The organism is Arthrobacter ginsengisoli (assembly GCF_031456935.1).
Lineage (GTDB): Bacteria > Actinomycetota > Actinomycetes > Actinomycetales > Micrococcaceae > Arthrobacter > Arthrobacter ginsengisoli.
In genome coordinates this window covers 86,431-107,478 of record NZ_JAVDVQ010000003.1, presented here as the reverse complement: position 1 = coordinate 107,478, position 21,048 = coordinate 86,431, and the positions used below count along the sequence as shown (strand labels likewise).

General features: G+C 68.0%; 21 protein-coding genes. 5 read left to right on the top strand and 16 right to left on the bottom strand.

Annotated features, from left to right (window positions below):
* Positions 1-17 precede the first annotated feature (17 nt).
* The 11 genes from J2X01_RS04740 to dacB form a co-directional block, all read right to left on the bottom strand.
* On the bottom strand, positions 18-530 hold the full coding sequence (locus J2X01_RS04740) for a PH domain-containing protein (protein ID WP_310051193.1): 513 nt from the start codon (positions 528-530) through the stop codon (positions 18-20).
* Positions 511-1,032 (bottom strand): DUF3180 domain-containing protein, encoded by a 522-nt coding sequence (locus tag J2X01_RS04735; RefSeq protein ID WP_310051191.1) that lies wholly within the window; start codon positions 1,030-1,032, stop codon positions 511-513. Before J2X01_RS04735 ends, J2X01_RS04740 begins: the two co-directional genes overlap by 20 nt.
* A complete protein-coding gene (gene folK, locus J2X01_RS04730) occupies positions 1,032-1,559 on the bottom strand; it encodes a 2-amino-4-hydroxy-6-hydroxymethyldihydropteridine diphosphokinase (RefSeq protein WP_310051190.1) in 528 nt (175 codons plus the stop codon). Before folK ends, J2X01_RS04735 begins: the two co-directional genes overlap by 1 nt.
* Positions 1,556-1,924 carry a dihydroneopterin aldolase gene (gene folB / locus J2X01_RS04725; protein ID WP_310051188.1) on the bottom strand — a complete coding sequence of 123 codons (369 nt, stop codon included), beginning with the start codon at positions 1,922-1,924 and terminating at the stop codon, positions 1,556-1,558. Before folB ends, folK begins: the two co-directional genes overlap by 4 nt.
* Before the next feature lie 14 nt (positions 1,925-1,938).
* On the bottom strand, positions 1,939-2,877 hold the full coding sequence (gene folP, locus J2X01_RS04720) for a dihydropteroate synthase (RefSeq protein WP_310051186.1): 939 nt from the start codon (positions 2,875-2,877) through the stop codon (positions 1,939-1,941).
* Between the two features lie 11 nt (positions 2,878-2,888).
* Complete coding sequence (folE, locus tag J2X01_RS04715) at positions 2,889-3,536, bottom strand: GTP cyclohydrolase I FolE (protein WP_310051182.1); 648 nt, start codon at positions 3,534-3,536, stop codon at positions 2,889-2,891.
* Positions 3,537-3,545: 9 nt separating this feature from the next.
* A complete protein-coding gene (gene ftsH, locus J2X01_RS04710; protein WP_310051179.1) occupies positions 3,546-5,612 on the bottom strand; it encodes an ATP-dependent zinc metalloprotease FtsH in 2,067 nt (688 codons plus the stop codon).
* Between the two features lie 190 nt (positions 5,613-5,802).
* Positions 5,803-6,354 carry a hypoxanthine phosphoribosyltransferase gene (hpt, locus tag J2X01_RS04705; protein WP_310051177.1) on the bottom strand — a complete coding sequence of 184 codons (552 nt, stop codon included), beginning with the start codon at positions 6,352-6,354 and terminating at the stop codon, positions 5,803-5,805.
* Positions 6,355-6,384: 30 nt separating this feature from the next.
* A complete protein-coding gene (gene tilS / locus J2X01_RS04700) occupies positions 6,385-7,422 on the bottom strand; it encodes a tRNA lysidine(34) synthetase TilS (RefSeq protein WP_310051663.1) in 1,038 nt (345 codons plus the stop codon).
* A gap of 98 nt (positions 7,423-7,520) precedes the next feature.
* Positions 7,521-8,639: an Rv3626c family coenzyme F420 biosynthesis-associated protein gene (locus tag J2X01_RS04695; protein ID WP_310051175.1), complete on the bottom strand. Its 1,119-nt coding sequence runs from the start codon at positions 8,637-8,639 to the stop codon at positions 7,521-7,523.
* Between the two features lie 94 nt (positions 8,640-8,733).
* The gene (dacB, locus tag J2X01_RS04690) at positions 8,734-10,233 is read right to left on the bottom strand and encodes a D-alanyl-D-alanine carboxypeptidase/D-alanyl-D-alanine endopeptidase (RefSeq protein WP_310051172.1); all 1,500 of its coding nucleotides are present in this window, start codon (positions 10,231-10,233) and stop codon (positions 8,734-8,736) included.
* Between the two features lie 159 nt (positions 10,234-10,392).
* On the opposite strand from dacB, the gene J2X01_RS04685 reads away from it, so the two are divergent.
* The 3 genes from J2X01_RS04685 to J2X01_RS04675 all read left to right on the top strand — a co-directional run bounded on the left by J2X01_RS04685 (position 10,393) and on the right by J2X01_RS04675 (position 13,168).
* Positions 10,393-10,881 carry an inorganic diphosphatase gene (locus J2X01_RS04685; protein WP_310051170.1) on the top strand — a complete coding sequence of 163 codons (489 nt, stop codon included), beginning with the start codon at positions 10,393-10,395 and terminating at the stop codon, positions 10,879-10,881.
* A gap of 136 nt (positions 10,882-11,017) precedes the next feature.
* The gene (locus J2X01_RS04680) at positions 11,018-12,343 is read left to right on the top strand and encodes a carboxylesterase family protein (protein WP_310051167.1); all 1,326 of its coding nucleotides are present in this window, start codon (positions 11,018-11,020) and stop codon (positions 12,341-12,343) included.
* A gap of 54 nt (positions 12,344-12,397) precedes the next feature.
* Positions 12,398-13,168: a DUF429 domain-containing protein gene (locus tag J2X01_RS04675; RefSeq protein ID WP_310051164.1), complete on the top strand. Its 771-nt coding sequence runs from the start codon at positions 12,398-12,400 to the stop codon at positions 13,166-13,168.
* Here the strand turns inward: J2X01_RS04675 and J2X01_RS04670 are convergent.
* Positions 13,165-15,555, bottom strand: coding sequence for a phosphoketolase family protein (locus J2X01_RS04670; RefSeq protein ID WP_310051162.1), 2,391 nt, complete (start codon positions 15,553-15,555; stop codon positions 13,165-13,167). The two genes, J2X01_RS04675 and J2X01_RS04670, sit on opposite strands and share 4 nt — an antisense overlap.
* Before the next feature lie 138 nt (positions 15,556-15,693).
* Between J2X01_RS04670 and J2X01_RS04665 the strand changes: the two genes are divergently transcribed.
* Positions 15,694-16,293 carry a MarR family transcriptional regulator gene (locus J2X01_RS04665; protein ID WP_310051159.1) on the top strand — a complete coding sequence of 200 codons (600 nt, stop codon included), beginning with the start codon at positions 15,694-15,696 and terminating at the stop codon, positions 16,291-16,293.
* Between the two features lie 47 nt (positions 16,294-16,340).
* Here J2X01_RS04665 and J2X01_RS04660 read toward each other — a convergent pair whose 3' ends face one another.
* Positions 16,341-17,213: an HAD family hydrolase gene (locus tag J2X01_RS04660; protein ID WP_310051157.1), complete on the bottom strand. Its 873-nt coding sequence runs from the start codon at positions 17,211-17,213 to the stop codon at positions 16,341-16,343.
* A 104-nt stretch (positions 17,214-17,317) separates the two neighbouring features.
* A complete protein-coding gene (gene serS, locus J2X01_RS04655) occupies positions 17,318-18,598 on the bottom strand; it encodes a serine--tRNA ligase (protein ID WP_310051155.1) in 1,281 nt (426 codons plus the stop codon).
* Positions 18,599-18,676: 78 nt separating this feature from the next.
* Here serS and J2X01_RS04650 point away from each other — a divergent pair, with 78 nt between their 5' ends.
* Positions 18,677-19,741: a diacylglycerol/lipid kinase family protein gene (locus J2X01_RS04650; RefSeq protein WP_310051153.1), complete on the top strand. Its 1,065-nt coding sequence runs from the start codon at positions 18,677-18,679 to the stop codon at positions 19,739-19,741.
* On the opposite strand, the gene J2X01_RS04645 is transcribed toward J2X01_RS04650, so the two are convergent.
* Positions 19,738-19,959: a hypothetical protein gene (locus J2X01_RS04645; protein ID WP_310051151.1), complete on the bottom strand. Its 222-nt coding sequence runs from the start codon at positions 19,957-19,959 to the stop codon at positions 19,738-19,740. The two genes, J2X01_RS04650 and J2X01_RS04645, sit on opposite strands and share 4 nt — an antisense overlap.
* 93 nt (positions 19,960-20,052) lie before the next feature.
* Positions 20,053-21,033 carry a prephenate dehydratase gene (gene pheA / locus J2X01_RS04640; RefSeq protein WP_310051149.1) on the bottom strand — a complete coding sequence of 327 codons (981 nt, stop codon included), beginning with the start codon at positions 21,031-21,033 and terminating at the stop codon, positions 20,053-20,055.
* Positions 21,034-21,048 lie beyond the last annotated feature (15 nt).

Here is a 21,048-nt window from a genome sequence, read left to right as displayed (position 1 = left end):
TCCTCACATCGACCCCGTCACAGTCCGGCCAGCCGGGCTTCACCGCGGGCGGCGAGCTGCTCGCGGAGCCGGGCCCCTTCGGCGGCCGGCAGCCCCGGGATCTCCGCCTGGGTCCCGGCAGAGGCGGTGTGCAGTTTCAGCGTGCACAGGCCCAGGCCGCGTTCCACCGGTCCGGCGCCGATATCCACGTACTGCATGCGCCCGTAGGGGACCACGAGGGTGCGCTGGAAAAAGATGCCGCGGCGGATGAGCAGGTCATCCTCGCGTTCGGCGTAGCCGATGGCCCGCACCTGGCGGGGAATGAGCAGGAGCCGCCACAGGGCCAGGACCAGCATCACGGCCGGGATGGCGACGGCCAGCCAGAGCGGGAACCACTCCCACCAGCCGCCGGCGACCAGCAGCAGGGGAATGCACAGCAGCGCGACGACGATGAGGTTCGCCAGCGCCCAGCCGGCGATCCGCACCGTCACGTACTTCGGCGAGACGCGCAGCCAGGTGATGCCCGGGGGATCAATCGCCTCGGTACGCATATTCGCCTTCCGACTTGGGCTTGCGTTTTTCCTGGGGGCCGGGAGCCGCGTCGCCCTCGCTGTCCTCCGGGGGTATCCGGCAGAACCGTTCCACCATCAGTCCAACCACAATCATCACGAGTCCGCCGCCGGCCATGGCCAGGGCCTGCCAGGCCAGAGTCTGGTCGCTGCGCAGGTTCCAGAGCCGCAGCTGGTCAATGAAGATCCCGGCATGCCAGCCCAGCAGCACGCTGCCCGTGTAGGCGCAGGACTGGGCGAGGACGAGGGTCCAGGCGGCCAGGAAGGGGTTGAGCATCTTCTTTTTGCTGCCGTTCCGCCAGCGGCGCACCCGGATGCCCAGCACGAGCGTGAGCACAACGATCACGCCCATCGTGATGAGTCCGTTGAGCGGCAGCACCGGGGTGTTCAGGCTGTATCGGGTGGTGAGCACGGCCGCGAGCCAGCCGAGGATCCCCACGGCCACACCGATCACCAGCAGTGTCACGGGGCTGGTCAGCTTCATCACTCCACCGCCCCGGCCACACCGTGGAGGTTTTCGAAGCCGTCGAAGGGGACGATGTCGGCGAAATCGGCGGCCTTCGCGGCGAGCTCGCCGACGCGTTCGCCGTTCAGCTCGGCAGCAGGGTCAATCAGCGACCACGGGTAGAGCACGAACGCCCGCCCCGCGGCCCGCGGGTGGGGAAGGGTAAGCTCCGGGTCGGAACTCGCCAGCTCCCCGTAGGTGATGATGTCGACGTCGAGGGTGCGCGGGCCCCAGCGGACGTCGCGGACCCGGAGGTGCTTTTGTTCCACCGCGTTGCAGTGCCGCAGCAGCTCAGTGGGCGTGAGGGTGGTCTCCACGGCGATCACCATGTTGAGGAAGTCCGGCTGGCCGGCCGGCCCACCGACGGCTTTCGTCTGGACGATCGGCGAGATGGCCAGGAGCCGGACCTCGGGCGGGTCGACGATGTCCGCGACGGCCGCCGAGAGCGTGTCGCTGCGCGCCCCGAGGTTGCTGCCGAGGGCGAGCACTGCCCGGGTGTAGTTCATGGCTGTTCCGGTCGGGTCCGCCGGACGCTGACGGAGACGTCGCCGAACTCCACTTCGATCGGAGCCTTGGGTTTGTGCACGGTAATGTCCACCGCGGCGACGGGGAACTTGCGCAGCACGTCCTCGGCAATCCGAACGGCCAAGGCCTCGATCAGGTTCAGCGGCTCGCCGATGATCCAGCTCCGGATGCATTCAGCCACTTCCCCGTAGTGCGCGGTGTCCTGCACGTCGTCGGAGGCGGCGGCGCGGTCGAAATCCAGGTGCAGCACGGCGTCGACCACGAACGGTTGCCCGTCGCGCCGCTCGAAATCAAGCACTCCGTGATGGCCGACGGCGGTGACGCCGCTCAGCGTGATCTGATCCATGGTGGCCTGCCGGATCAGTGCCGGTCCGGCGCGGCGGCCGGCGGCTTCGCCGGGGCCATGCGGGCGGCCACCTTGACGGCGTCGAGGCTGGGGCCAACGTCGTGCACACGGACCGCCCAGGCGCCGCGGAAGGCGCTGATCGCGGTCACGGCGGCGGTGGCGGCGTCGCGTTCGGCCGGCGCGGCGGCTTTGCCTGCCACGGTCAGGAGGCTGCCCAGGAAGCGCTTGCGGGAGCCTGCCACCAGCACCCTGTGCCCCATCCCCTGCAGGACGTCCAGGTGGCGCAGCAGCTCCCAGTTCTGTTCCTCGTTCTTCGAGAAGCCCAGTCCCGGATCCACGATGATCTGTTCCGGGGCGACACCGGCCGCGTACAGCTTGTCGCGGACGCCGGCCAGTTCCGCTGCCACGTCGTCAGCGATGTTTTTGTACGCGGTCAGGGAGTCCATCGTGCTGGCGTTGCCGCGGCGGTGCGTCAGGACATACGGCGCCTTGCTGCGGGCCGCGAGTTCAGCCATTTCCGGTTCGATGCTCAGTCCGGAGACGTCGTTGATGATCGCGGCCCCGGCTTCCAGCGCCGCGGCGGCGGTGGCGGCGTGTGTGGTGTCGATGCTGACCAGGGCGCCGGCCTTGACCAGCGCCTCGATCACGGGCAGCACCCGTTTCAGTTCCTCTTCGACGCTGACTTCGACGGCTCCCGGGCGGGTGGATTCGCCGCCGACGTCGATGATGTCCGCGCCGGCGTAGAACATCCGGAGCCCGGCGGCGATGGCGGTGTCGGCAGTGGCGTGCTGGCCGCCGTCGCTGAAGGAGTCCGGGGTAACGTTCAGGATCCCCATCACCAGCGTCCGGTCGGTGGGGAGATCCGTGAATTTCGCCGCCGGGCGGGGCTTGCGCAGGACGGGCAGGGGCGAGGTCGCGGGTCCGGTTCCGGGGGCTGCAGCCAGGGAGTCCATAGTCTGTGTAGTTACCTTCCGATGATGAGGCTCATGGCTTCGGCACGGGTGGCCGGGTCATGGAGTTGCCCGCGTACCGCGCTGGTGACGGTCCTGGCGCCGGGCTTGCGGATGCCGCGCATGGACATGCAGAGGTGTTCGCATTCGACGACGACGATTGCGCCACGCGGCTTGAGATGGGTGACGAGGGCCTCGACGATCTGGGTGGTCAGGCGTTCCTGGACCTGCGGGCGCTTGGCGAACATGTCCACGAGCCGGGCCAGTTTGCTCAGCCCGGTGACCTTGCCGTCATGCGAGGGAATGTAGCCGACGTGCGCCACCCCGTGGAACGGCACCAGGTGATGCTCGCAGGTCGAGTAGAACGGGATGTCCTTGACCAGGACCAATTCCTCGTGGTCCAGGTCGAAGGTGGTGGCCAGGATTTCCGCTGGATCGTGGTGCAGTCCGGCGAACATCTCCGTGTAGGCCTTGGCGACCCGCTTCGGGGTGTCCAGAAGGCCGCCGCGGTCCGGGTCCTCCCCGATCGCCAGCAGGATCTCGCGGACCGCCGCCTCGATCCGGGGGCGGTCCACTTTGGCGCCGTGGTGTTTGGCGGATCCCCCCGCCGCCGCGGGATCGGCGGTGGGGGGAGCGTCGTCGTCGTCGAAGAAAGAAGTCACGGAAGAAGCTTAGCCGGGATGGCCATCAGGCCCGATATCCGTCGCACCGCCCTGAAAGGACTCCTGTCCGACAACACCCTGGGCGTGCGGTGGCATGGCGTCCAGCGGTTCTTCGAGTCGGGCCTCCGTGGCTTCTTCCTGGGCCTCGCGTTCAGCCCTCTCCCGGCGGGATTCCACCGGGCCGGCCGACTGGATCGGGCGGGTCTCCTTGGACAGCCAGACGTCGCGGAAATCGCGCTTCCGGATGTTGGTGAAGATCTGCGCGATCTCGGCCTGGTTCAGCGTTTCACGTTCGAGCAGCTCCAGGGCCAGTTCGTCCAGGACCTCCCGGTTTTCGATCAGGATGGCGTAGGCCTCGTCATGCGCGCCGTCGATCAGGCGGCGGACTTCCTCATCGACGATATAGGCGATCTGGTCCGAGTAGTTGCGCTCGTGGCCGGCATCGCGGCCCAGGAAAGGCTCGCCGCCGCCCTGGCCGAGGCGGACGGCGCCGACGCGCTCGCTCATGCCGAACTCGGTGACCATCTTGCGGGCGATGCTGGTGGCCTTCTCGATGTCGTTGGACGCGCCCGTCGACGGATCGTGGAAGACGAGTTCCTCAGCCACACGGCCGCCCATGGCGTAGGCCATCTGGTCGAGGAGTTCGTTGCGGGTAACGGAGTACTTGTCGTTCTCCGGGACCACCATGGTGTAGCCCAGGGCGCGGCCGCGGGGCAGGATGGTGATCTTGGTGACCGGCGCCGAATTCCGCAGGGCCGCCGCCACCAGGGCGTGGCCGCCCTCGTGGTAGGCGGTGATCTTGCGCTCGTGTTCCTTCATGACGCGGCTGCGCTTCTGCGGGCCGGCCATAACGCGGTCGATCGCCTCGTCGAGGGCGCGGTCGTCGATCAGGTTGGCGTTGGAGCGGGCGGTCAGGAGCGCGGCCTCGTTCAGGACGTTGGCCAGGTCCGCGCCGGTGTAGCCGGGGGTCTTCTTGCCGACGGCTTTCAGGTCTACGCCGGGAGCCATCGGCTTGCCCTTGGCGTGGACCTTCAGGATCTGTTCGCGGCCGATCAGGTCGGGGGCCTCGACGGAGATCTGCCGGTCGAAGCGGCCCGGGCGGAGCAGGGCCGGGTCCAGCACGTCCGGGCGGTTGGTCGCCGCGATCAGGATGACGTTGGTCTTGACGTCGAAGCCGTCCATTTCAACCAGCAGCTGGTTGAGGGTCTGCTCGCGTTCGTCGTTGCCGCCGCCGATGCCGGCGCCGCGGTGACGGCCCACGGCGTCGATCTCGTCCACGAAGATGATCGCCGGGGCGTTCGCCTTGGCCTGTTCGAAAAGGTCGCGGACACGGGAAGCGCCCACACCGACGAACATTTCCACGAAGTCGGAACCGGAGATCGAGAAGAACGGTACGCCGGCTTCGCCGGCGACGGCGCGGGCCAGCAGGGTCTTGCCGGTGCCGGGAGGGCCGTAGAGCAACACGCCCTTGGGGATCTTGGCGCCCACGGCCTGGAACTTCGCCGGTTCCTGCAGGAATTCCTTGATTTCTTCGAGTTCCTCGACGGCCTCGTCGGATCCGGCGACGTCGCCGAACGTGACCTGGGGCATGTCCTTGTTGACGAGCTTGGCCTTGGACTTTCCGAACTGCATGACCTTGGAGCCGCCGCCCTGCATCCGGGAGAGCAGGAACCAGAAGAGGACGCCGAGGAGGAGGACCGGGATCAGGAGGGAGAACAGCCCGGCGAACCAGTTGTTCTCGACCGGCTGGTCGGTGTAGCCGCTCGGGGGCTTGGAATCGGTGACGGCATTGACCACGTCCGCGGCGCGGGCGTTGACGTAGTAGAACTGGATGTTCTTGCCTTTGTCCTGGCCGTCAACCTGCAGGTTTTCCTTCAGGACCAGGTCCACGCGGTTCTCCGCGTCGAAGATTTTTGCCTGTTCGACCTTGCCGCCATCGGCCAGCAGCGCGAGGCCCTTGTCCGTGTCGACGCGGGCTGAGCCGGCCGGGGAGAGGGTGGCAAAGGCCAGCAGGAGCATGCCTACAACAACGACAATCCAGATCCCCGGGCCCTTGAAGAAACTCTTAGCTTTCATCTGTTCGGGGCAGGCCCCGTCCCTCCTGGTAGTGCTGCACGGCGACCGATCTGCGCGCGTGTGGTGCTGCATCAGCTTCTAGCTATACACCGTCGCAGTAACTCACGCACGGTGTAGCCCAAAAGTTCCCTGAGGGCGTAGCGGGGCAGGGCGGGACCGGCCCAGAGCCGGACCTGCCCGGTGGCCGCAGCTACTCGTAGACGTGCGGTGCCAGGGTGCCAACGAAGTCCAGGTTGCGGTACTTCTCGGCGTAGTCCAGGCCGTAGCCAACGACGAACTCGTTGGGGATGTCATAGCCGACGTACTTGACGTCGATCTGGACCTTGGTGGCCGTGGGCTTGCGGAACGCGGTGCAGATTTCCACCGAGGCCGTGCCGCGTGATTCCAGGTTGGTCTTGAGCCAGGACAGCGTCAGGCCGGAGTCGATGATGTCCTCGACGATCAGCACGTCCTTGCCCATGAGGTCGGTGTCGAGGTCCTTCAGGATGCGGACCACGCCGGAGGACTGGGTGCCGGACCCGTATGACGAGACAGCCATCCAGTCCATCGAGACGTGGCTGTGCAGGGCGCGGGCGAGGTCTGCCATGACCATTACGGCGCCCTTGAGCACGCCGACAATCAGCAGTTCACGGCCTTCGTAGTCCTTGTCGATCTGGGCCGCGAGTTCGGTGATCCGTGCCTGGATCTGCTCCTTGGAGTACAGAACGTGCTTGAGATCTGCCTGGACGTCGTTTGAATCCACCAATAACTCCTGTGTAGATGCGGGGGGCGACTATATTTGGGGCGGTTTTTGAGGCCGGAATACAAGCTTCCCACAGCGGGCCGCTTCGCGGGGCACACCGTCGGGGCCAGACTTCGCTTCGGCGAGGAGCTGCGCGAGGGAGAGCCGGTAGACGCTGACCCCGCCGGGGAGCTCGACGGGGCCCGCCGAACCCTGCCGGCGAAGCAGTGCCTCCGCGGCCAGCAGGCGCTGGTAACTGGGCTGCTGGCCCCCGACGGCGGCGGCGGCCTTCGCGATGACCCGGAACCTCACGGCCGGCGCCAGTTCGCGCAGCGCTTCCTCCGGGAGGCTCACCGTGGCACCGGACAGCTCGCTCAGCCGGACAAAGGTGTCATTGGCCACGTCGTCGAGGTAGTCGGCGTCAAGCTGCAGGATGGCGGCCGTCCGTGCCAGCGATTCGGCCACCCCCGGACCGAGCTTGGCTTCCAGCAGGGGCAGCACTTCGACGCGGGTCCTGGACCGCGCAAACGAAGGGTCCGCGTTGCTCGGATCGTGCCAGGGTTCCAGGTCCTCGGCCTCGCAGATCGCCAGGGTGTCCGCGCGCCGCAACGCCAGGAACGGCCGCAGCAGGCGTCCGCGGGCGGGCCGCATGCCGGCAAGGGAACGGGTTCCGGAGCCGCGCGCGAGCCCCAGCAGTACCTGTTCGGCCTGGTCATCCAGGGTGTGGCCGAGCAGGATGGCCTCGGCGCCGGTGTCGTCGGCCGCGGCCGCCAGGGCGTCGTGGCGGGCATCCCGGGCCGCAGCCTCCGGCCCCATCCCGGTGGGAGCGACGTCGACAGCCCGGATCTGTACGGGCGAGAGCCCCAGTTCCCGCAGCGTCAGCGCTGTCGCGGCCGCGACGTCGGCTGAACCGGGCTGCAGCTGGTGGTCCACGACGACGGCGCCCACGGCTACCCGGTGTCCGTCCACGTGTCCGCGGCGGGCGAAGTAGGCGGCAACGGCAGCGAGGGCCAGCGAGTCAGGTCCGCCGCTGCAGGCGACCAGGACCCGCTCCGGGTAGCCGGCAGCGGCGAGGGCATCCTGCAGCATTTTCCGCGCCGTGCCGACCACGGGCACCAGCCGGCCGGGCCGGCGTCGTCCGCTGGATTCGGGGCGGGCGCTGGATGCGGGGCGGGACGTCACGGAAACTAGTGCCCCATCCGTTCGAGCCAAAGCTTTGAGTCGTGAATTTCGGTCTCGCTCGGCAGGTGATCGGCTGATTCCCAGACCTTGTTGAAGCCGTCCATTCCGGCCACGTCCACGACTTCGCGGACGAATTTGGAGCCGTCGCTGTACTGCCGCATCTTGGCGTCCAGGCCCAGCAGGCTGCGGATGAACTTCTCGATCACGCCGCGGTCCTTGGCCCGGGAGTTGAAGCGCTGCCGGATGGTCTTCACGGACGGCACGATGCTGGAGTCGACGGCGTCCATCACCACGTTGGCGTGCCCTTCGAGCAGGCTCATCAGCGCGGTCAGGCGTGAAATCGCGGCCTTTTCCTCGGGGTTCTGCAGCAGGTCGAGGATGGCTCCCCGGCTGGGTGCACTACCGGACGCGGTGCGGTCCTTGAGCGATTTCGCGGCGGCCGAGGCCCGTTCCATCAGGGAGTCGACATTGCCGAGCAGCTGACCGCTGAGGTTGTCGATCTCGTCCAGCATGTGGTGCCGGAGCCACGGTGCGGCGGCGAACTGCACGCGGTGGGTCTGTTCGTGGAGACAGACCCAGAGCCGAAAATCCTCGGGCTCGACGTTGATTTCCCGCTCGACGGCGATGATGTTGGGTGCGACGAGGAGCAGGCGCCCGCCGGCGGGGGCGGTGGAGTTCTCGGCGAGGGCGGAGAAGGGGTCGTACTGGCCCAGGACCTTGCTGGACAGGAAGGCGAGGATGGCACCGAGCTGGCTGCCTGTGATGGCGCCGCTCACGCTGGCCGCTCCGGGACTCAGGGTGCCGCGGCGGCCCTCGAGCATTTTTTCCATCGCCGGTTTGAGCATCACGGCGAAGCTCTGGGTGTTGGCCTTGGACCAGGAGGCGCGGTCCACAACCAGGACCGAGGAATCGCGCAGCTCGCGTGCGGCATCCAGGCCGGTGATGTTGTGGACGTGCGGCACGGAAATGTCCGCCATCCGCCGCAGGTTCTCCACGGCGGCGCCGATCTCCGCCGATCCCAGGGTGGGCCCGGCCGGCGTCAGCCGGGCGGCGGTGGAAGCGGCAAGCTCCCAGTTGATGAGGGCTTGGGCTTGGGCTGATGTCTCGCTGGCAGAGGACTCCATAGGCTCCATCAGATCACAGCAGCCTGATATTCCGCCTTAAATTCGTCGGCCGGCGGACGGGCCGCAACTGTCCGCGGCACGGCAGCCGGAGATATCAGCGGCAGCCGCAGCCGGCGAGTACGGAGGCCGTGCGGTCCAGTGCGGTCCGGTTTGCGGCCCCCGGGGTCAGGCCGTTGCCGATGAAGGAAAACACCAGCAGCCGGCCATCGGCGTCCACCACATAACCGCTGAGGGCGATCACCGTGTTCAGTGTGCCCGTCTTGGCCCGCACCAGCCCCGCACCGCGGGCCGTGGCCGCGTCCGTGTACCGGTCCCCCAGGGTTCCGGTCAGGCCGGCGATGGGGAACCCGGCCAGGCCGGCGCGCAGCCGCGGATCCGTTCCCGAGGTGATGGCCCGGACCACGTGTACGAGCTGCCGGGCGGAGACCTGGTTGGCGAGGGCCAGCCCGGAGACATCGGCGGCGCGCAGCGTGGCGGCCGGCATGTTCAGTTCCTCGAGCTGCTGCAGTACGCCCGCGACGGCGCCCTCGTTGCTGCCGGCCTTGCCGACCGCGAGCGCCGCCATCCGGCCGATCGCTTCGGTGAGGTAGTTGTCCGAGGTGCGCAGCAGCAGGTCAACCTGCTGGCCCACCGTGGCGGACTGGACCTCGGCCAGGACCCGGGCGCCGGCCGCGTCCGGCGCGGCGCCGGCGGGAACCCGGGTGACGCCCGGCGTCACCGTCAGCCCGGCCGGAGCGGCCGCGGCGGAAAGTGCGGCCGCGAATGCCTCGGCAGCGCTCATCGCGGCGTCCTGCGGGCGGGGACCGGTGGTGGTGGCCGGGTCGAAGCGGGCCGAGTTCAGTGCCAGCGGGAACAGTGGCGCCACCTCGCCGGCCGCAACATCCTCCGGGTTCCAAGCCGGGTTCAGCGCGGGGCCGGTGAACAGGGAGTCGTCCAGCAGCACCGTCAGCGGGACGGAGACGCCGTCGTCCGCCAGCGCACGGATGGTTGACTGTGCCAGGCTGGCCAGCCCGGCACGGCCCAGCACGGCGCCGGGGAGCGACTCCCCGGCGCCGAGGAGCACGTCGCCGCCGCCGGTCAGGATGACGGCCCCGGGGACGGAGCCTGCCACTGCCCGGGTGCTGAAGCGGCGCTCCGGTCCGAGGGCGTGCAGGGCCGCGGCGGCCGTGAGGAGCTTCATATTGGAGGCCGGGACGCGGGCCGCGTCGCCGGAACGGTCGAAGAGAACCTCCCCCGTGATGGCGTCCTGCACCACTCCGGTGAAGCTCCCGGCGCCGTCGGCCTTGAGGGTTTCGTTAAGTTGGGCGGCCAGGTGCCCGGGTTCCGGGACCGGAGCGGTGGCAGTAAGCGGTTCGAGGCCGTCCGTGGTGCCGGGCGCGCCGTCGCGGGGCGCCAGTGTGCCGGGGATCTGGTGCCAGGCGGGGGCGGCCGGTGCGGGGTTGGCAGCAGAGCCGGGGCCCAGGAAGGCCGGGGCGACCGCGAAGCCGGCGGGGAGGGCGAGCGCGACGACCAGCAGGGTCTGGAGCAGCAGTGGCAGGCCCCGCCGCAGCGGCCCGGGCACCGGGTTCGCGCCGGGGAGGCTCGTTCTGTTCATGCTGCCGTTGGTCCTTTAGTCCTGAAATGTCCCCACTAGTTCCTGAAACCAGCGCCTGTCGCTATATCCTCAATAGTAGTCGGCGGCACCGGCAGGCTTTTGTGTGTGCCGCGCACCCCTGAAAACCGCGCCCCCCCTGAATTCGTCAAGGAGCAGTCCATGAAGCATGACGTGACCATCGAGATCCCCAAGGGATCACGAGTCAAGTACGAAGTCGACCACGAAACGGGCCGCGTCCGCCTGGACCGCGTCCTGTTCACCTCCATGCAGTACCCGACGCACTACGGTTACTTCGAGAACACGCTGGGCGAGGACGGCGACCCGCTGGACGCCCTGGTGCTGCTGCAGGACTTTGACCTGCACCCCGGCGTCATCGTTGAGTCCCGCCCCATCGGCGTGTTCAACATGACTGACGACGGCGGCGGCGACGCCAAGGTGCTCTGCGTGCCGGTCGACGCCCGCTTCGACCACATCAACGAGATCAGCGACGTCAGCGACTTCCTGATCAAGGAAATCGAGCATTTCTTCACCCGTTACAAGGACCTGGAACCGGGCAAGTGGGTCAAGGCCGAGGGCTGGGGCGACCGCGCCGCTGCCGAGGCCGAGCTCGAGGCCTCCATCAAGCGTTACGTTCCGCACACGCACTAACGCCCCCAACTTCAACGCGGGGTCACCTGCCGCCCATCCGGACGACGGATATGGGCTGTACGTGACTCCGCGTTGCTGTTTAAGGGCCGACGGCGGTTGTCGGTGGCGGGTCAGGATTGTGTGAAATCGTTGACCCATGAATGTTGCACCGGCCTTTTATCCTCCGTGCGGTCCGATCACCGGATGGCGGGACGGCGACGTCGTCCGCGCCACGGGGATCCCCTACGCCAGCGCGGAACGGTTCCAGCCTCCGGCGAGTGCGCCCGACAGGACCGGCGTCCTCGCGGCCACGTCCCTTTCCCCGGCCTGCCCGCAGGGTCCGGTGCCGTTCCTGGATGACATCCTGGGCACCCGCTACGGCGAACTCCCCGGCAGTGAGGACTGCCAGCGGCTCTCGATCACCATGCCGGCCGGCCTCGACGACGACGAGCGGATCCCGGTGATGGTGTGGCTCCACGGCGGGTCCTACACGTCCGGCTCCGGTGACCTGGCGATCTTCGATCCCAAGGCCCTCGTCGCGGAAAACCGGGTCATAGTCGTGTCCGTGACGTACCGGCTTGGCCTGTTCGGCTACCTCGCGACGGGCACCGGCCGGCCGGCGAACCTGGGCCTGCTTGACCAGCTTGAGGCGTTCCGCTGGGTGCAGCGCAATATCGGCGCCTTCGGCGGGGATCCGGGAAACGTCACGGCCTTCGGGCAGTCCGCCGGAGGGGACGCCGTCGCCCACCTCATGGCCACGCCGGAAGCCCCCGCCCTCTTCCAGCGCGCCATCATTCAAAGCGCGCCGCTGGGCATCACCCGGGGCCGGGCCAAGATGAGCACAGCCATGGGAATCGCCGCGGAAACTGTCACTGAAGACACCCCAGCCATGGACGTTGTTGCCATCGAGGAACAGGTGTCGCAGGTGGCCCGGAAGTACGGGCTGATCGCGGCCATGCCGTTCGGCACCCAGTACGGACACGCCCCGCTGCCGCCGGAATCCGGCATCGAGGACGCGTGGAACGCCACCGCCTCCGGGATCGAGGTACTGATCGGACACACCTCCGAAGAGGCCCGGATGTTCCTGCCCCGCAACCGGGCCGTCAGCCGGCTCGGCAAGGTCCCTGTGCTCGGGCCCGCTGTCCTGAGGGCCGTCAGCTGGGCAGTGACCGAGGCCGTATACGGCCGGTCCGCCAGGAAATTCGCCCGGCGGCACGCCCGGGCGGGCGGCACGGCCTACAGCTACGTCCTGTCCTGGGCCGCGCCGGGAAACTTTTACGGGGCGGCGCACACCGTGGACCTGCCGCTGCTGTTCGGAGACCAAAAAACCTGGGCCGGAGCGGGACTGCTCGCGGGCGCATCCTGGCAGGAAATCGACGCGCAGGGCCGGGCCCTCCGCGCCGTCTGGGCCCGCTTCGCCTCCGGGGAGGGCCTGGCTGGCCAAGGCGGGCTTCCCGGCGCCCTTCGCTACCACTCGGTCTGAGTCGGATGAGCGGTTGATGGCAGTGCTTCTGATCACCGGCCCGGGCGGACCGCGGTGAGGACGGTCGGCGTCGACCTCGCCGCGGCCAGCAGGAAGACCGCGGCCGCAGTCATCGATTGGGGCCACGGCACCGCGCGCCTGGCGCACCTGGCACTCGACGTTGGCGACGAGGAGATCGTAAGGCTCTTCGGCTCCAGCGACATGACCGGGATTGACTGCCCGGTGGGCTGGCCGGACGCCTTCCTCCCCTTTATCGCCGGGCACTCGGCCTTTGCCGCGTACCCCGTGCTGGACCATGACGGGATCGAGGGCCGCCGGCGGCTGGCCTACCGGGACACCGACCGGTTCGTCACCGCCCGGACCGGGCTGATCCCGCTCAGCGTCTCCGCTGACCGGCTGGCCCACCCGGCGATGCGTTGCGCCGTTATCCAGGCGAAGATCGCGCTGGAGCACGGGCCGCAGGCGCGTGACGGCAGCGGCCGTCTCGCCGAGGTCTATCCTGCGGCGTCGCTGAAATCCTGGGGCCTGCTGTCCCGCGGCTACAAGGGCCGCCGCGGCGCGGAAACGGAGCGGCTGGCCCTGCTTCTTGGCGGGCTGAAGCAGGCAGCACCCTGGCTGGATCTGGCCGGGTTCGATGACCGGCTGGCGCGCTCGGATGACATGTTCGACGCGCTGATCGCCTCCCTTACCGCGCGGGCGGTGGCTGTGGGCGCGTCTGTCCGTCCCGACGCCGGCCAGGCCCCGGCCGCCCGGAGCGAAGGCTGGATCCATCTGCCCACCGGCGGGCTGGACGAGCTCAACGGCATCAAGCGGCAGCCGTTCTAGTTCCGGCCCAGGGTCCAGCCGCTGATTTCCTTCGAGTCCTCGCCGTGGTCCCGGGTCTGGTTATGGGCGCTGATCCGGCTGTCCTGCAGCGTCTGCCGCAGCAGCGAGTGCTTCTCCGCCAGGCCCGGGACCCGGTCGATCGCGTCGATGGCGAGCTGGAAGCGGTCGATCCCGTTGAGCATGGCCATATCGAAGGCCGTGGTGGTGGTGCCCTCCTCTTTGTAGCCGCGGACGTGCAGCCCGTCCTGGTTGGTCCGCCGGTACGCCAGCCGGTGGATCAGGGACGGATAGCCGTGGTACGCGAAGATGATGGGTTTGTCCGCCGTGAAGATCCCGTCAAAGTCCCGGGACGTCAGGCCGTGCGGGTGCTCGCTGGCGTCCTGGAGCCTCATCAGGTCCACCACGTTCACCACCCGGATCTTCAGCCCCGGCACACCGGCCTTCAGCAGTTCAGCCGCGGCGACCGTCTCCACGGTGGGCACGTCTCCGGCGCAGGCCAGCACGACGTCGGGCTCCTCGCCCGGGACTTCGGATCCGGCGAATTCCCAGATTCCCAGGCCGCGCCGGCAGTGGTGCGCGGCCTCGGCGGGTCCCAGCCAGGTCGGCGAGGGCTGCTTCCCGCTGACCACGATGTTGACGTAGTCCCGTGAGGCGAGGCAGTGCTCCATGACTGAGAGCAGGGTGTTCGCGTCCGGGGGCAGGTAGACCCGGATGACCTCGGCTTTCTTGTTCACGGCGTGGTCGATGAAGCCGGGATCCTGGTGCGAGAAGCCGTTGTGGTCCTGCTGCCAGACGTGCGAGGACAGCAGGTAGTTGAGCGAGGCGACCGGCCGGCGCCAGGCCAGCCGGCGGTGTACTTTGAGCCACTTGGCGTGCTGGTTGAACATGGAATCCACAATGTGGATAAACGCCTCATAGCAGCTGAAGACGCCGTGCCGACCGGTCAGCAGGTACCCCTCCAGCCAGCCCTGGCACAGGTGTTCGCTGAGGACCTCCATGACCCGGCCGGCGCGGGCAAGATGCTCGTCGACTTCCTCGATCCGGTACTGCCACACCTTGTCGGTGACCGCATAGACGTCCTGCAGGCGGTTCGATGCCGTCTCGTCCGGGCCGAACAGCCGGAACGTCTCCGGGTTCCGGCTGATCACGTCGCGAAGCCAGGACCCCAGCGTGATCATGGCGCTGACCCGCTCGACTCCGGGCCGGGCGACCTCCACAGCATGGTCCCGGTACGCCGGCAGCCTGAGGTCCCGCAGCAGGACGCCGCCATTCGCGTACGGGGTGGAGCTCATCCTGAGGTCCCCCGCGGGGGCATTCGCCGCGACGTCCGGCCGCAGGCGCCCGGCGTCGTCGAAGAGCTCGCCGGGCCGATACGATTCCAGCCACTCCCCCAGCTGCGCCAGATGCTCCGGGTTGATGCGCACTTCGGACAGCGGCACCTGATGGCTCCGCCAGGTGCCTTCCACCTGCAATCCGTCGACGGCCCTGGGCCCGGTCCAGCCCTTCGGCGAACGCAGCACGATAACGGGCCAGCGTGCGGCCGGTGCGTCGCCGGCGTCCTGTCCGGCCGCGCCGCTCCGGCGGACGGACTGGATGTCCCGGATCTCGTTGAGGCAGTCGTCCAGCACGGCGGCGAAGTCACGGTGCGCGGCGGCAGTCTCATCCGGATGGCCCACGGTTACGAAGTGCGGCTCGTGGCCGTAGCCGCGGAGCAGCTGCTCCAGCTGGGATTCGGGCATCCGGGCCAGGATCGTGGGGTTGGCGATTTTGTAGCCGTTCAGGTGCAGAACGGGCAGCACCGCACCGTCATGCACGGGGTCCAGGAAGTTGTGGGAGTGCCAGCTCGCCGCCAGCGGCCCCGTTTCGGCCTCGCCGTCGCCGATCACGACGACGGTGATGAGGTCCGGATTGTCGAAGACGGAGCCGTACGCGTGCGCCAGGGAGTAGCCGAGCTCGCCGCCCTCGCTGATGGAACCCGGGGTTTCCGGGGCGGCGTGGCTGGGGATCCCGCCCGGGTAGGAGAACTGCCGGAAGAGTTCAGCCATGCCCTCTTCGTCGTCGCCGACATTACTGTAAATCTCGGAGTAGGTGCCCTCGAGCCAGGCGTTCGCCACGACGGCCGGCCCGCCGTGGCCGGGTCCGGCAATGAACAGCATGCTCTGGCTGTCCCTGCGGATGACCCGGTTCAGATGGGCGTAGACGAAGTTCAGTCCGGGCGTAGTGCCCCAATGGCCCAGCAGCCTGGACTTGGTGTTGCCGGCGCCCAGGGGTTCCCGCAGCAGCGGGTTGGAGCGCAGGTAGATCTGACCCACGGACAGGTAATTTGCGGCCTGCCACCAGCGGTCCACGAGCTCCAGTTCGGCGTCGGTGTTCAGCTCGCTGGTCAATGGATTCCTCGCTTTACGGGGCCCGGGCGGTACGCACGCTCCATCGCAACACGTCCCCGGACCGGGCACAAGCCCCCGGGCCGTGTGTCCGGGGGCGGCTCCTGCCTGCCCCGTACCACCGGGTAGTGTGGTCCCAGAATGTTCACGCTGACCATCAACCAAACCGACAGCCGGCGCGACGGCGACTGCGTGCCGCAGCTCCTCAAGGACCTGCGGCACATTCCGGCGCGCCTCGATTTCGACCGCTCGGTGGAAGACGAGGTCCAGGGCATTGTGGACCGTCCCGAGCAGGCCGTCGAAGCCGCGCTGATCGCACTGCGGACCGGCAGCTGGTACGTCGGCATCGGCGTCGGTCCGGTCAATGAGCCTTTGCCGAACCAGATCAAGGACGCTTCAGGGCACGGGCTGATTTATGCCCGCCGGGCCGTCGACAGGCTGCGCAACGGCAAGGACCGGATTCCGGTTGCCGTTGAGGGCCCGCTGGCCGACCTCGCCGCGGAGTCCGAGGCCGTGCTGCGGCTGCTGGGGCACATCGTGCACGACCGCAGCCCCGCGGAATGGCGGGTGCTCGATCTGCTGACCCCCGGCGTCCGCGGGCAGCAGAAGGCGGTGGCCAGGGAGCTCGGAATCACCACCCAGGCGGTCAGCAAAGCGGTGGCGCGTGCGCAGTGGAATGAGGAACACGCGGCGCGGCCCGGCGCGGCCAGGCTGCTGGGCCTGATTCTCGAGGTGCGCTGACCGCTGGGCCGCACTGGCCGCGGCCCAGTTGGCCGCGCCCTGCGTGGTTAGAGCAGCAGGCTGCGCAGCACGTGGGCGGCGCCGTCGTCGTAGACGGAGTGCGTGACCTCGTTCGCGGCGGCGATGACTTCCTCGGGTGCCTGGCCCATGGCCACCCCGCGGAAGGCCCAGCCGAGCATCTCGATGTCATTGCGGCCGTCGCCGACGGCGATCGTACGGTGCGCCTCGACCTCCAGCCGGCCGCGGAGGTGCTCCAGGGCGCTGGCCTTGGTCACGCCGGCGGCCGCGATGTCCAGCCACGCCGTCCAGCCCACCGAGTAGGTCACCCCGGCCAAGCCGATGTGCCGGATGGCGTTGTTGAACTCCTCGGGGGTGTTCTCGGTGCTGAACACGACCACGCGCACAGCGGTGGCGGCCAGCATGGTCTGGAAGTCGACGCCGATTGCCTCCACCCCGAAGCTCGCGTCCTGGAAGCGCTCGGTGGAGAGGAAGTTCCCGTCCTCATCCTCCAGCGCGTACTTTGCCGAGGGCAGCCGCTTGCGCAGTGCCCGGAGGGCGGGACCCGGGTCGAAGGTCGCCTTGTGCACAATCTCGTAACCGTCGGCGAGGCTGGAGTCGAGGCGCAGCGTGACGCCGCCGTTGGAGCACACGGCATAGCCGTTTTCGATCCCGATGTGTTCAATGATGGGCAGCGTCGCGTTGAGTGAGCGGCCGGTTGCTATCGTGACGTGGTGGCCTGCCGCCACAACGTCGCGGGCGGCTTCGCGGACGGGAACGGACATGTGCCCGTCGTGGTCGACAAGGGTGCCGTCGACGTCGAGCGCAACCATCAGCTTGTGGCCGTTGCTGGTCGGGATATTCTCGTTGTTGTCTCGCCGGTCATCGTTGCCGGCGACTGAGGTTTCAGTCAATGTAGTCATCCCCCAAGTAGAGCAGACGCCCCCGGCAGCCGCTAGGACGCAGGCCACAGCGCACGGTGAAACCCGCGTGAACAGCTGTCGACGCCCATAACGGCCGCCGGAGATCAGATGACCGGGAAGACCGTCATCCCGCCGAGGTATTTCTGCAGGGCCTTCGGGATGTTCACGGAGCCGTCCGGGTTCTGGTGGTGCTCCAGGATGGCCACGATCCAGCGGGTGGTGGCCAGCGTGCCGTTGAGCGTGGCGACGGCGCGGGTGCCCTTGGGCGCCCCCTCCGCGTTCAGCACGCGTTCGCGGATGTTGAGCCGGCGCGCCTGGAAGGTCGTGCAGTTGGATGTCGAGGTCAGTTCCCGGTACGCGCCCTGCGTCGGGACCCAGGCCTCGCAGTCGAACTTGCGGGCGGCGGAGTTGCCGAGGTCGCCGGCAGCGGTGTCGATCACCCGGTAGGGCAGCTCGCACTTGGCCAGCATCTCCTCTTCCCAGGCCAGCAGCCGGGCGTGTTCGGCTGCGGCCTCCTCGACCGTTGTATAGATGAACATTTCCACTTTGTTGAACTGGTGGACCCGGATGATGCCCCGGGTGTCCTTGCCGTGCGAACCGGCCTCGCGGCGGTAGCAGGAGCTCTGCCCGGCGTAGCGGATCGGGCCGGCCGAGAAGTCGAGGATCTCGTCGGCGTGGTAGCCGGCGAGGGCCACTTCCGAGGTGCCCACGAGGTAGAGGTCGTCCTCGGCGAGGCGGTAGATCTCGGCGTCGTGCTTAACGTCGAATCCGGTTCCCTGCATGGTCTCGGGGCGCACCAGCGTCGGGGTGATCATCGGCACGAAACCGGCGTCGATCGCCTGCTCCATGGCCATCTGCAGCAGCGCCATTTCCAGCCTGGCCCCGGCGCCACGCAGGAAGTAGAAACGTGAGCCGGACACCTTGGCGCCGCGCTCCATGTCGATGGCCCCGATCAATTCACCGATCTCCAAGTGGTCCTTGGGCTCAAAATCTGTGAATTCGCGGGGCGAGCCGACGGTCTTGACCACGATGTAGTCGTCCTCGCCGCCCGCAGGGACGCCATCCTCGATGAGGTTGGGGATGCCGCGCAGCAGTTCCTCGTGGGCGGCCTGTACGACGTCGGCCTCCGCGGAGGCGGACTTGACCTCGCCCGCGAGGGCTTTGACCTCCGCCAGCAGGGCCTGCTTCTCCTCGCCCTTGGCTTGCGCCACCTTCTTGCCGAAGGCATTCTGCTCGGCCCTGAGGTTTTCGAAGCGGATCAGGGCCGCACGCCGGGCCGAGTCCGCGGCGATGATCGCGTCCACCACGGATTCGTCGGCGCCGCGGGCGCGCTGGCTGGCCCGGAACTTGTCCGGATTTTCGCTGAGGTCTTTTACGTCGATCACCTGACAAGAGTATCCAATCCGACCACCATTCCCGGGCAATCAGGGCCCCGGCCGCCGGCGGGATAGTGTTGGAGCACAATGAGCGACTGGCCGCTTTACCTCGTCATCGCTGGAGTCGTGGCGTTTGCCGTCTCCAGCTGGTGGGGAGTGCGCAAGCTCAGGGCGCGGCACACGCGCAGCGCCGTGTGGGAGGAAACGCACAGTCCGGGCCTGGGCCAGCAAAAGGTGGCCGTGGTGATGAACCCGATCAAGTCCAGGTCCGATGAAGCCCGCGCGGTGATTGAAGGTGAGTGCGCCGCGGCTGGCTGGGTGCCGCCGCGGTTTTTCGACACCACGGCCGCGGACCCCGGATTCTCCCAGGCGCTGGCCGCCGTCGAATACGGCGCCGACGTCGTCCTCGTCGGGGGCGGTGACGGCACGGTGAGGGTCGTGGCCGACATTCTCGCCGGCACGGACGTTGCCATGGGCCTGATTCCGCTCGGCACCGGCAACCTGCTGGCACGGAACATCCACCTGGATGTCGGTGACCTGCCCGGAAATGTCCAGACGGCCCTGTTCGGCCACCAGCGTTTTATCGATACGGCCCGGATGAAGGTGGAGAATTCCCGCACGAACGCGGCCGAGGAGCATACTTTCCTGGTTATTGCCGGCATCGGCATGGACGCTGAGGTGGTGGGCGACACCAACGACGGCCTCAAAAAAGCTGTGGGCTGGCTGGCCTACACCGAGGCGGGCGTGCGGCACCTCCCCGGCCGCCGCAAGAAGGTGTCCATCTCGCTGGACGACCAGCCGGAACAGAGCCGGAAGATCCGCAGCGTACTGTTCGCGAACTGCGGCCTGATCCCCGGCGGCATCGATTTCATCCCGCAGGCAATGATCGACGACGGGATGCTGGACGTTGTGGTGATGAGCCCGCGCAGCGCGATCGGCTGGCTGGCGATGTACTGGAAGATCGTGCTGAAGCACAAGCGAAACCTGCCGGTGATGACGTATTACCGTTCCGGCAAAATCACTATCCGCTGTGCGGAGCCGATGCCCACACAGGTCGACGGGGATCCGACCGGATCGGCCACGAAGGTCACCGTGCAGGTTGCTCCCGGCTCGCTGCTCGTCCGGGTCAAGGACGACGCCGAGGGAGATTAGGCGCTGGCTTCCTTCTTGGCGTCGGCGGCCTTCTTCGCTTCCGCGGCGGCCTTGGCGGCGCGCGCTTCGGACTGCTCGCGGATCATGGCCTGCTCCTCTTCGAAGCGCAGCCGATCTGCACGGTCGGCGTCGTCGCCGTCCCAGTCCTGGTTGTCAGCGGTCGGTTTGGGATTCACGATCATTCCCTGGCCGTCATTTTCAAGGCTGGTGTCTGCCATGACCTGCTCCCTCGATAGAGGACTTCCCCAATATGGATCAGGCAAGCATACGCACAGTTTCATAGGGGCGGAAGTGCCGGAAGTGGCATTTGTCTACGCTGTGGGCGAAGCCTTGGACGTATATTCCGGCACCACAGATGCCCCGGACAGAATGTCTTTGACCCAGGCATGTGCTGCCCGGAATGCCTGGTCCGAAGTGTGCGGCTCCACGACGGTCCGGTGCCCGTCGGCTCGGGCGTAGGAACCCACGAATCGGGTCGCCGGGCTGATCCGGTGCAGGCCGGCCAGGGCGTCTGCCATACGGGCGTCGGCCACATGGCCGTCGGCGTCGATACTGAAGAAGTAGTGGCCCAGGTATTGCCCGGTGGGCCGCGACTCGATCCGGCTGAGGTTCACCCCGCGGGTGGCGAACTGGTCAAGAATCTCCATCAGGGCACCGGGCCGGTCTTCCGGCAGCGGGACCACCACGGTGGTCTTGTCCGAGCCGGTGGGCTCCGGCAGCTCGCCGGGCCGGCCGACGAGCACGAACCGGGTGACTGCACCGGGGTTGTCGCCGATGTTCTCGGCCAGCACCGTGAGTCCGGGCTGCTCGGTGGCCACAATCGGGGCGCAGATCGCCGCGTCGTAGTGCACGTCGCCCTCCAGCAGTCCCATGGCCGCCGCGGCCGTCGAGGAACCGGGGATGTATTCTGCATTCGGAATATTATGGTCGGCCCAGAGCCGGCATTGTGCCCAGGCGTGGCTGTGGGTGGAGATCCGGCGGATGTCCTCGATCCGGGTTCCGGGCCGGGCCACCAGCACGAAGCTGATCGGTACCAGGGCCTCACGGAGGATCCGCAGTTCCTTTCCTGTGGCGATCGCATCCAGGGTGGCGGAGACACCGCCCTCCACGGAGTTCTCGATCGGCACCATGGCCGCGTCCGCCGAGCCGTCACGGACCTTGTCCAGCGCCGTGTTGACGTTGGACGACGGAATGCGGATGGCTGCCGCCGCATCGGGAACCTGTAACAGGGCCGCCTCGGTGAAGGTGCCCGCAGGTCCGAGGAAGGTGTACGTGACGGGTGATGCGGGCATCGGCGATTCTTTCTT

Excerpts from the sequence above, each read along its gene's own strand:
- J2X01_RS04740 (WP_310051193.1), bottom strand. The coding sequence starts at position 530 with ATGCGTACCGAGGCGATTGATCCCCCGGGCATCACCTGGCTGCGCGTC.
- J2X01_RS04735 (WP_310051191.1), bottom strand. The coding sequence starts at position 1,032 with ATGAAGCTGACCAGCCCCGTGACACTGCTGGTGATCGGTGTGGCCGTG.
- folK (WP_310051190.1), bottom strand. The coding sequence starts at position 1,559 with ATGAACTACACCCGGGCAGTGCTCGCCCTCGGCAGCAACCTCGGGGCG.
- folB (WP_310051188.1), bottom strand. The coding sequence starts at position 1,924 with ATGGATCAGATCACGCTGAGCGGCGTCACCGCCGTCGGCCATCACGGA.
- folP (WP_310051186.1), bottom strand. The coding sequence starts at position 2,877 with ATGGACTCCCTGGCTGCAGCCCCCGGAACCGGACCCGCGACCTCGCCC.
- ftsH (WP_310051179.1), bottom strand. The coding sequence starts at position 5,612 with ATGAAAGCTAAGAGTTTCTTCAAGGGCCCGGGGATCTGGATTGTCGTT.
- tilS (WP_310051663.1), bottom strand. The coding sequence starts at position 7,422 with ATGCTGCAGGATGCCCTCGCCGCTGCCGGCTACCCGGAGCGGGTCCTG.
- J2X01_RS04695 (WP_310051175.1), bottom strand. The coding sequence starts at position 8,639 with ATGGAGTCCTCTGCCAGCGAGACATCAGCCCAAGCCCAAGCCCTCATC.
- dacB (WP_310051172.1), bottom strand. The coding sequence starts at position 10,233 with ATGAACAGAACGAGCCTCCCCGGCGCGAACCCGGTGCCCGGGCCGCTG.
- J2X01_RS04685 (WP_310051170.1), top strand. The coding sequence starts at position 10,393 with ATGAAGCATGACGTGACCATCGAGATCCCCAAGGGATCACGAGTCAAG.
- J2X01_RS04680 (WP_310051167.1), top strand. The coding sequence starts at position 11,018 with ATGAATGTTGCACCGGCCTTTTATCCTCCGTGCGGTCCGATCACCGGA.
- J2X01_RS04665 (WP_310051159.1), top strand. The coding sequence starts at position 15,694 with ATGTTCACGCTGACCATCAACCAAACCGACAGCCGGCGCGACGGCGAC.
- J2X01_RS04660 (WP_310051157.1), bottom strand. The coding sequence starts at position 17,213 with ATGACTACATTGACTGAAACCTCAGTCGCCGGCAACGATGACCGGCGA.
- J2X01_RS04650 (WP_310051153.1), top strand. The coding sequence starts at position 18,677 with ATGAGCGACTGGCCGCTTTACCTCGTCATCGCTGGAGTCGTGGCGTTT.
- J2X01_RS04645 (WP_310051151.1), bottom strand. The coding sequence starts at position 19,959 with ATGGCAGACACCAGCCTTGAAAATGACGGCCAGGGAATGATCGTGAAT.
- pheA (WP_310051149.1), bottom strand. The coding sequence starts at position 21,033 with ATGCCCGCATCACCCGTCACGTACACCTTCCTCGGACCTGCGGGCACC.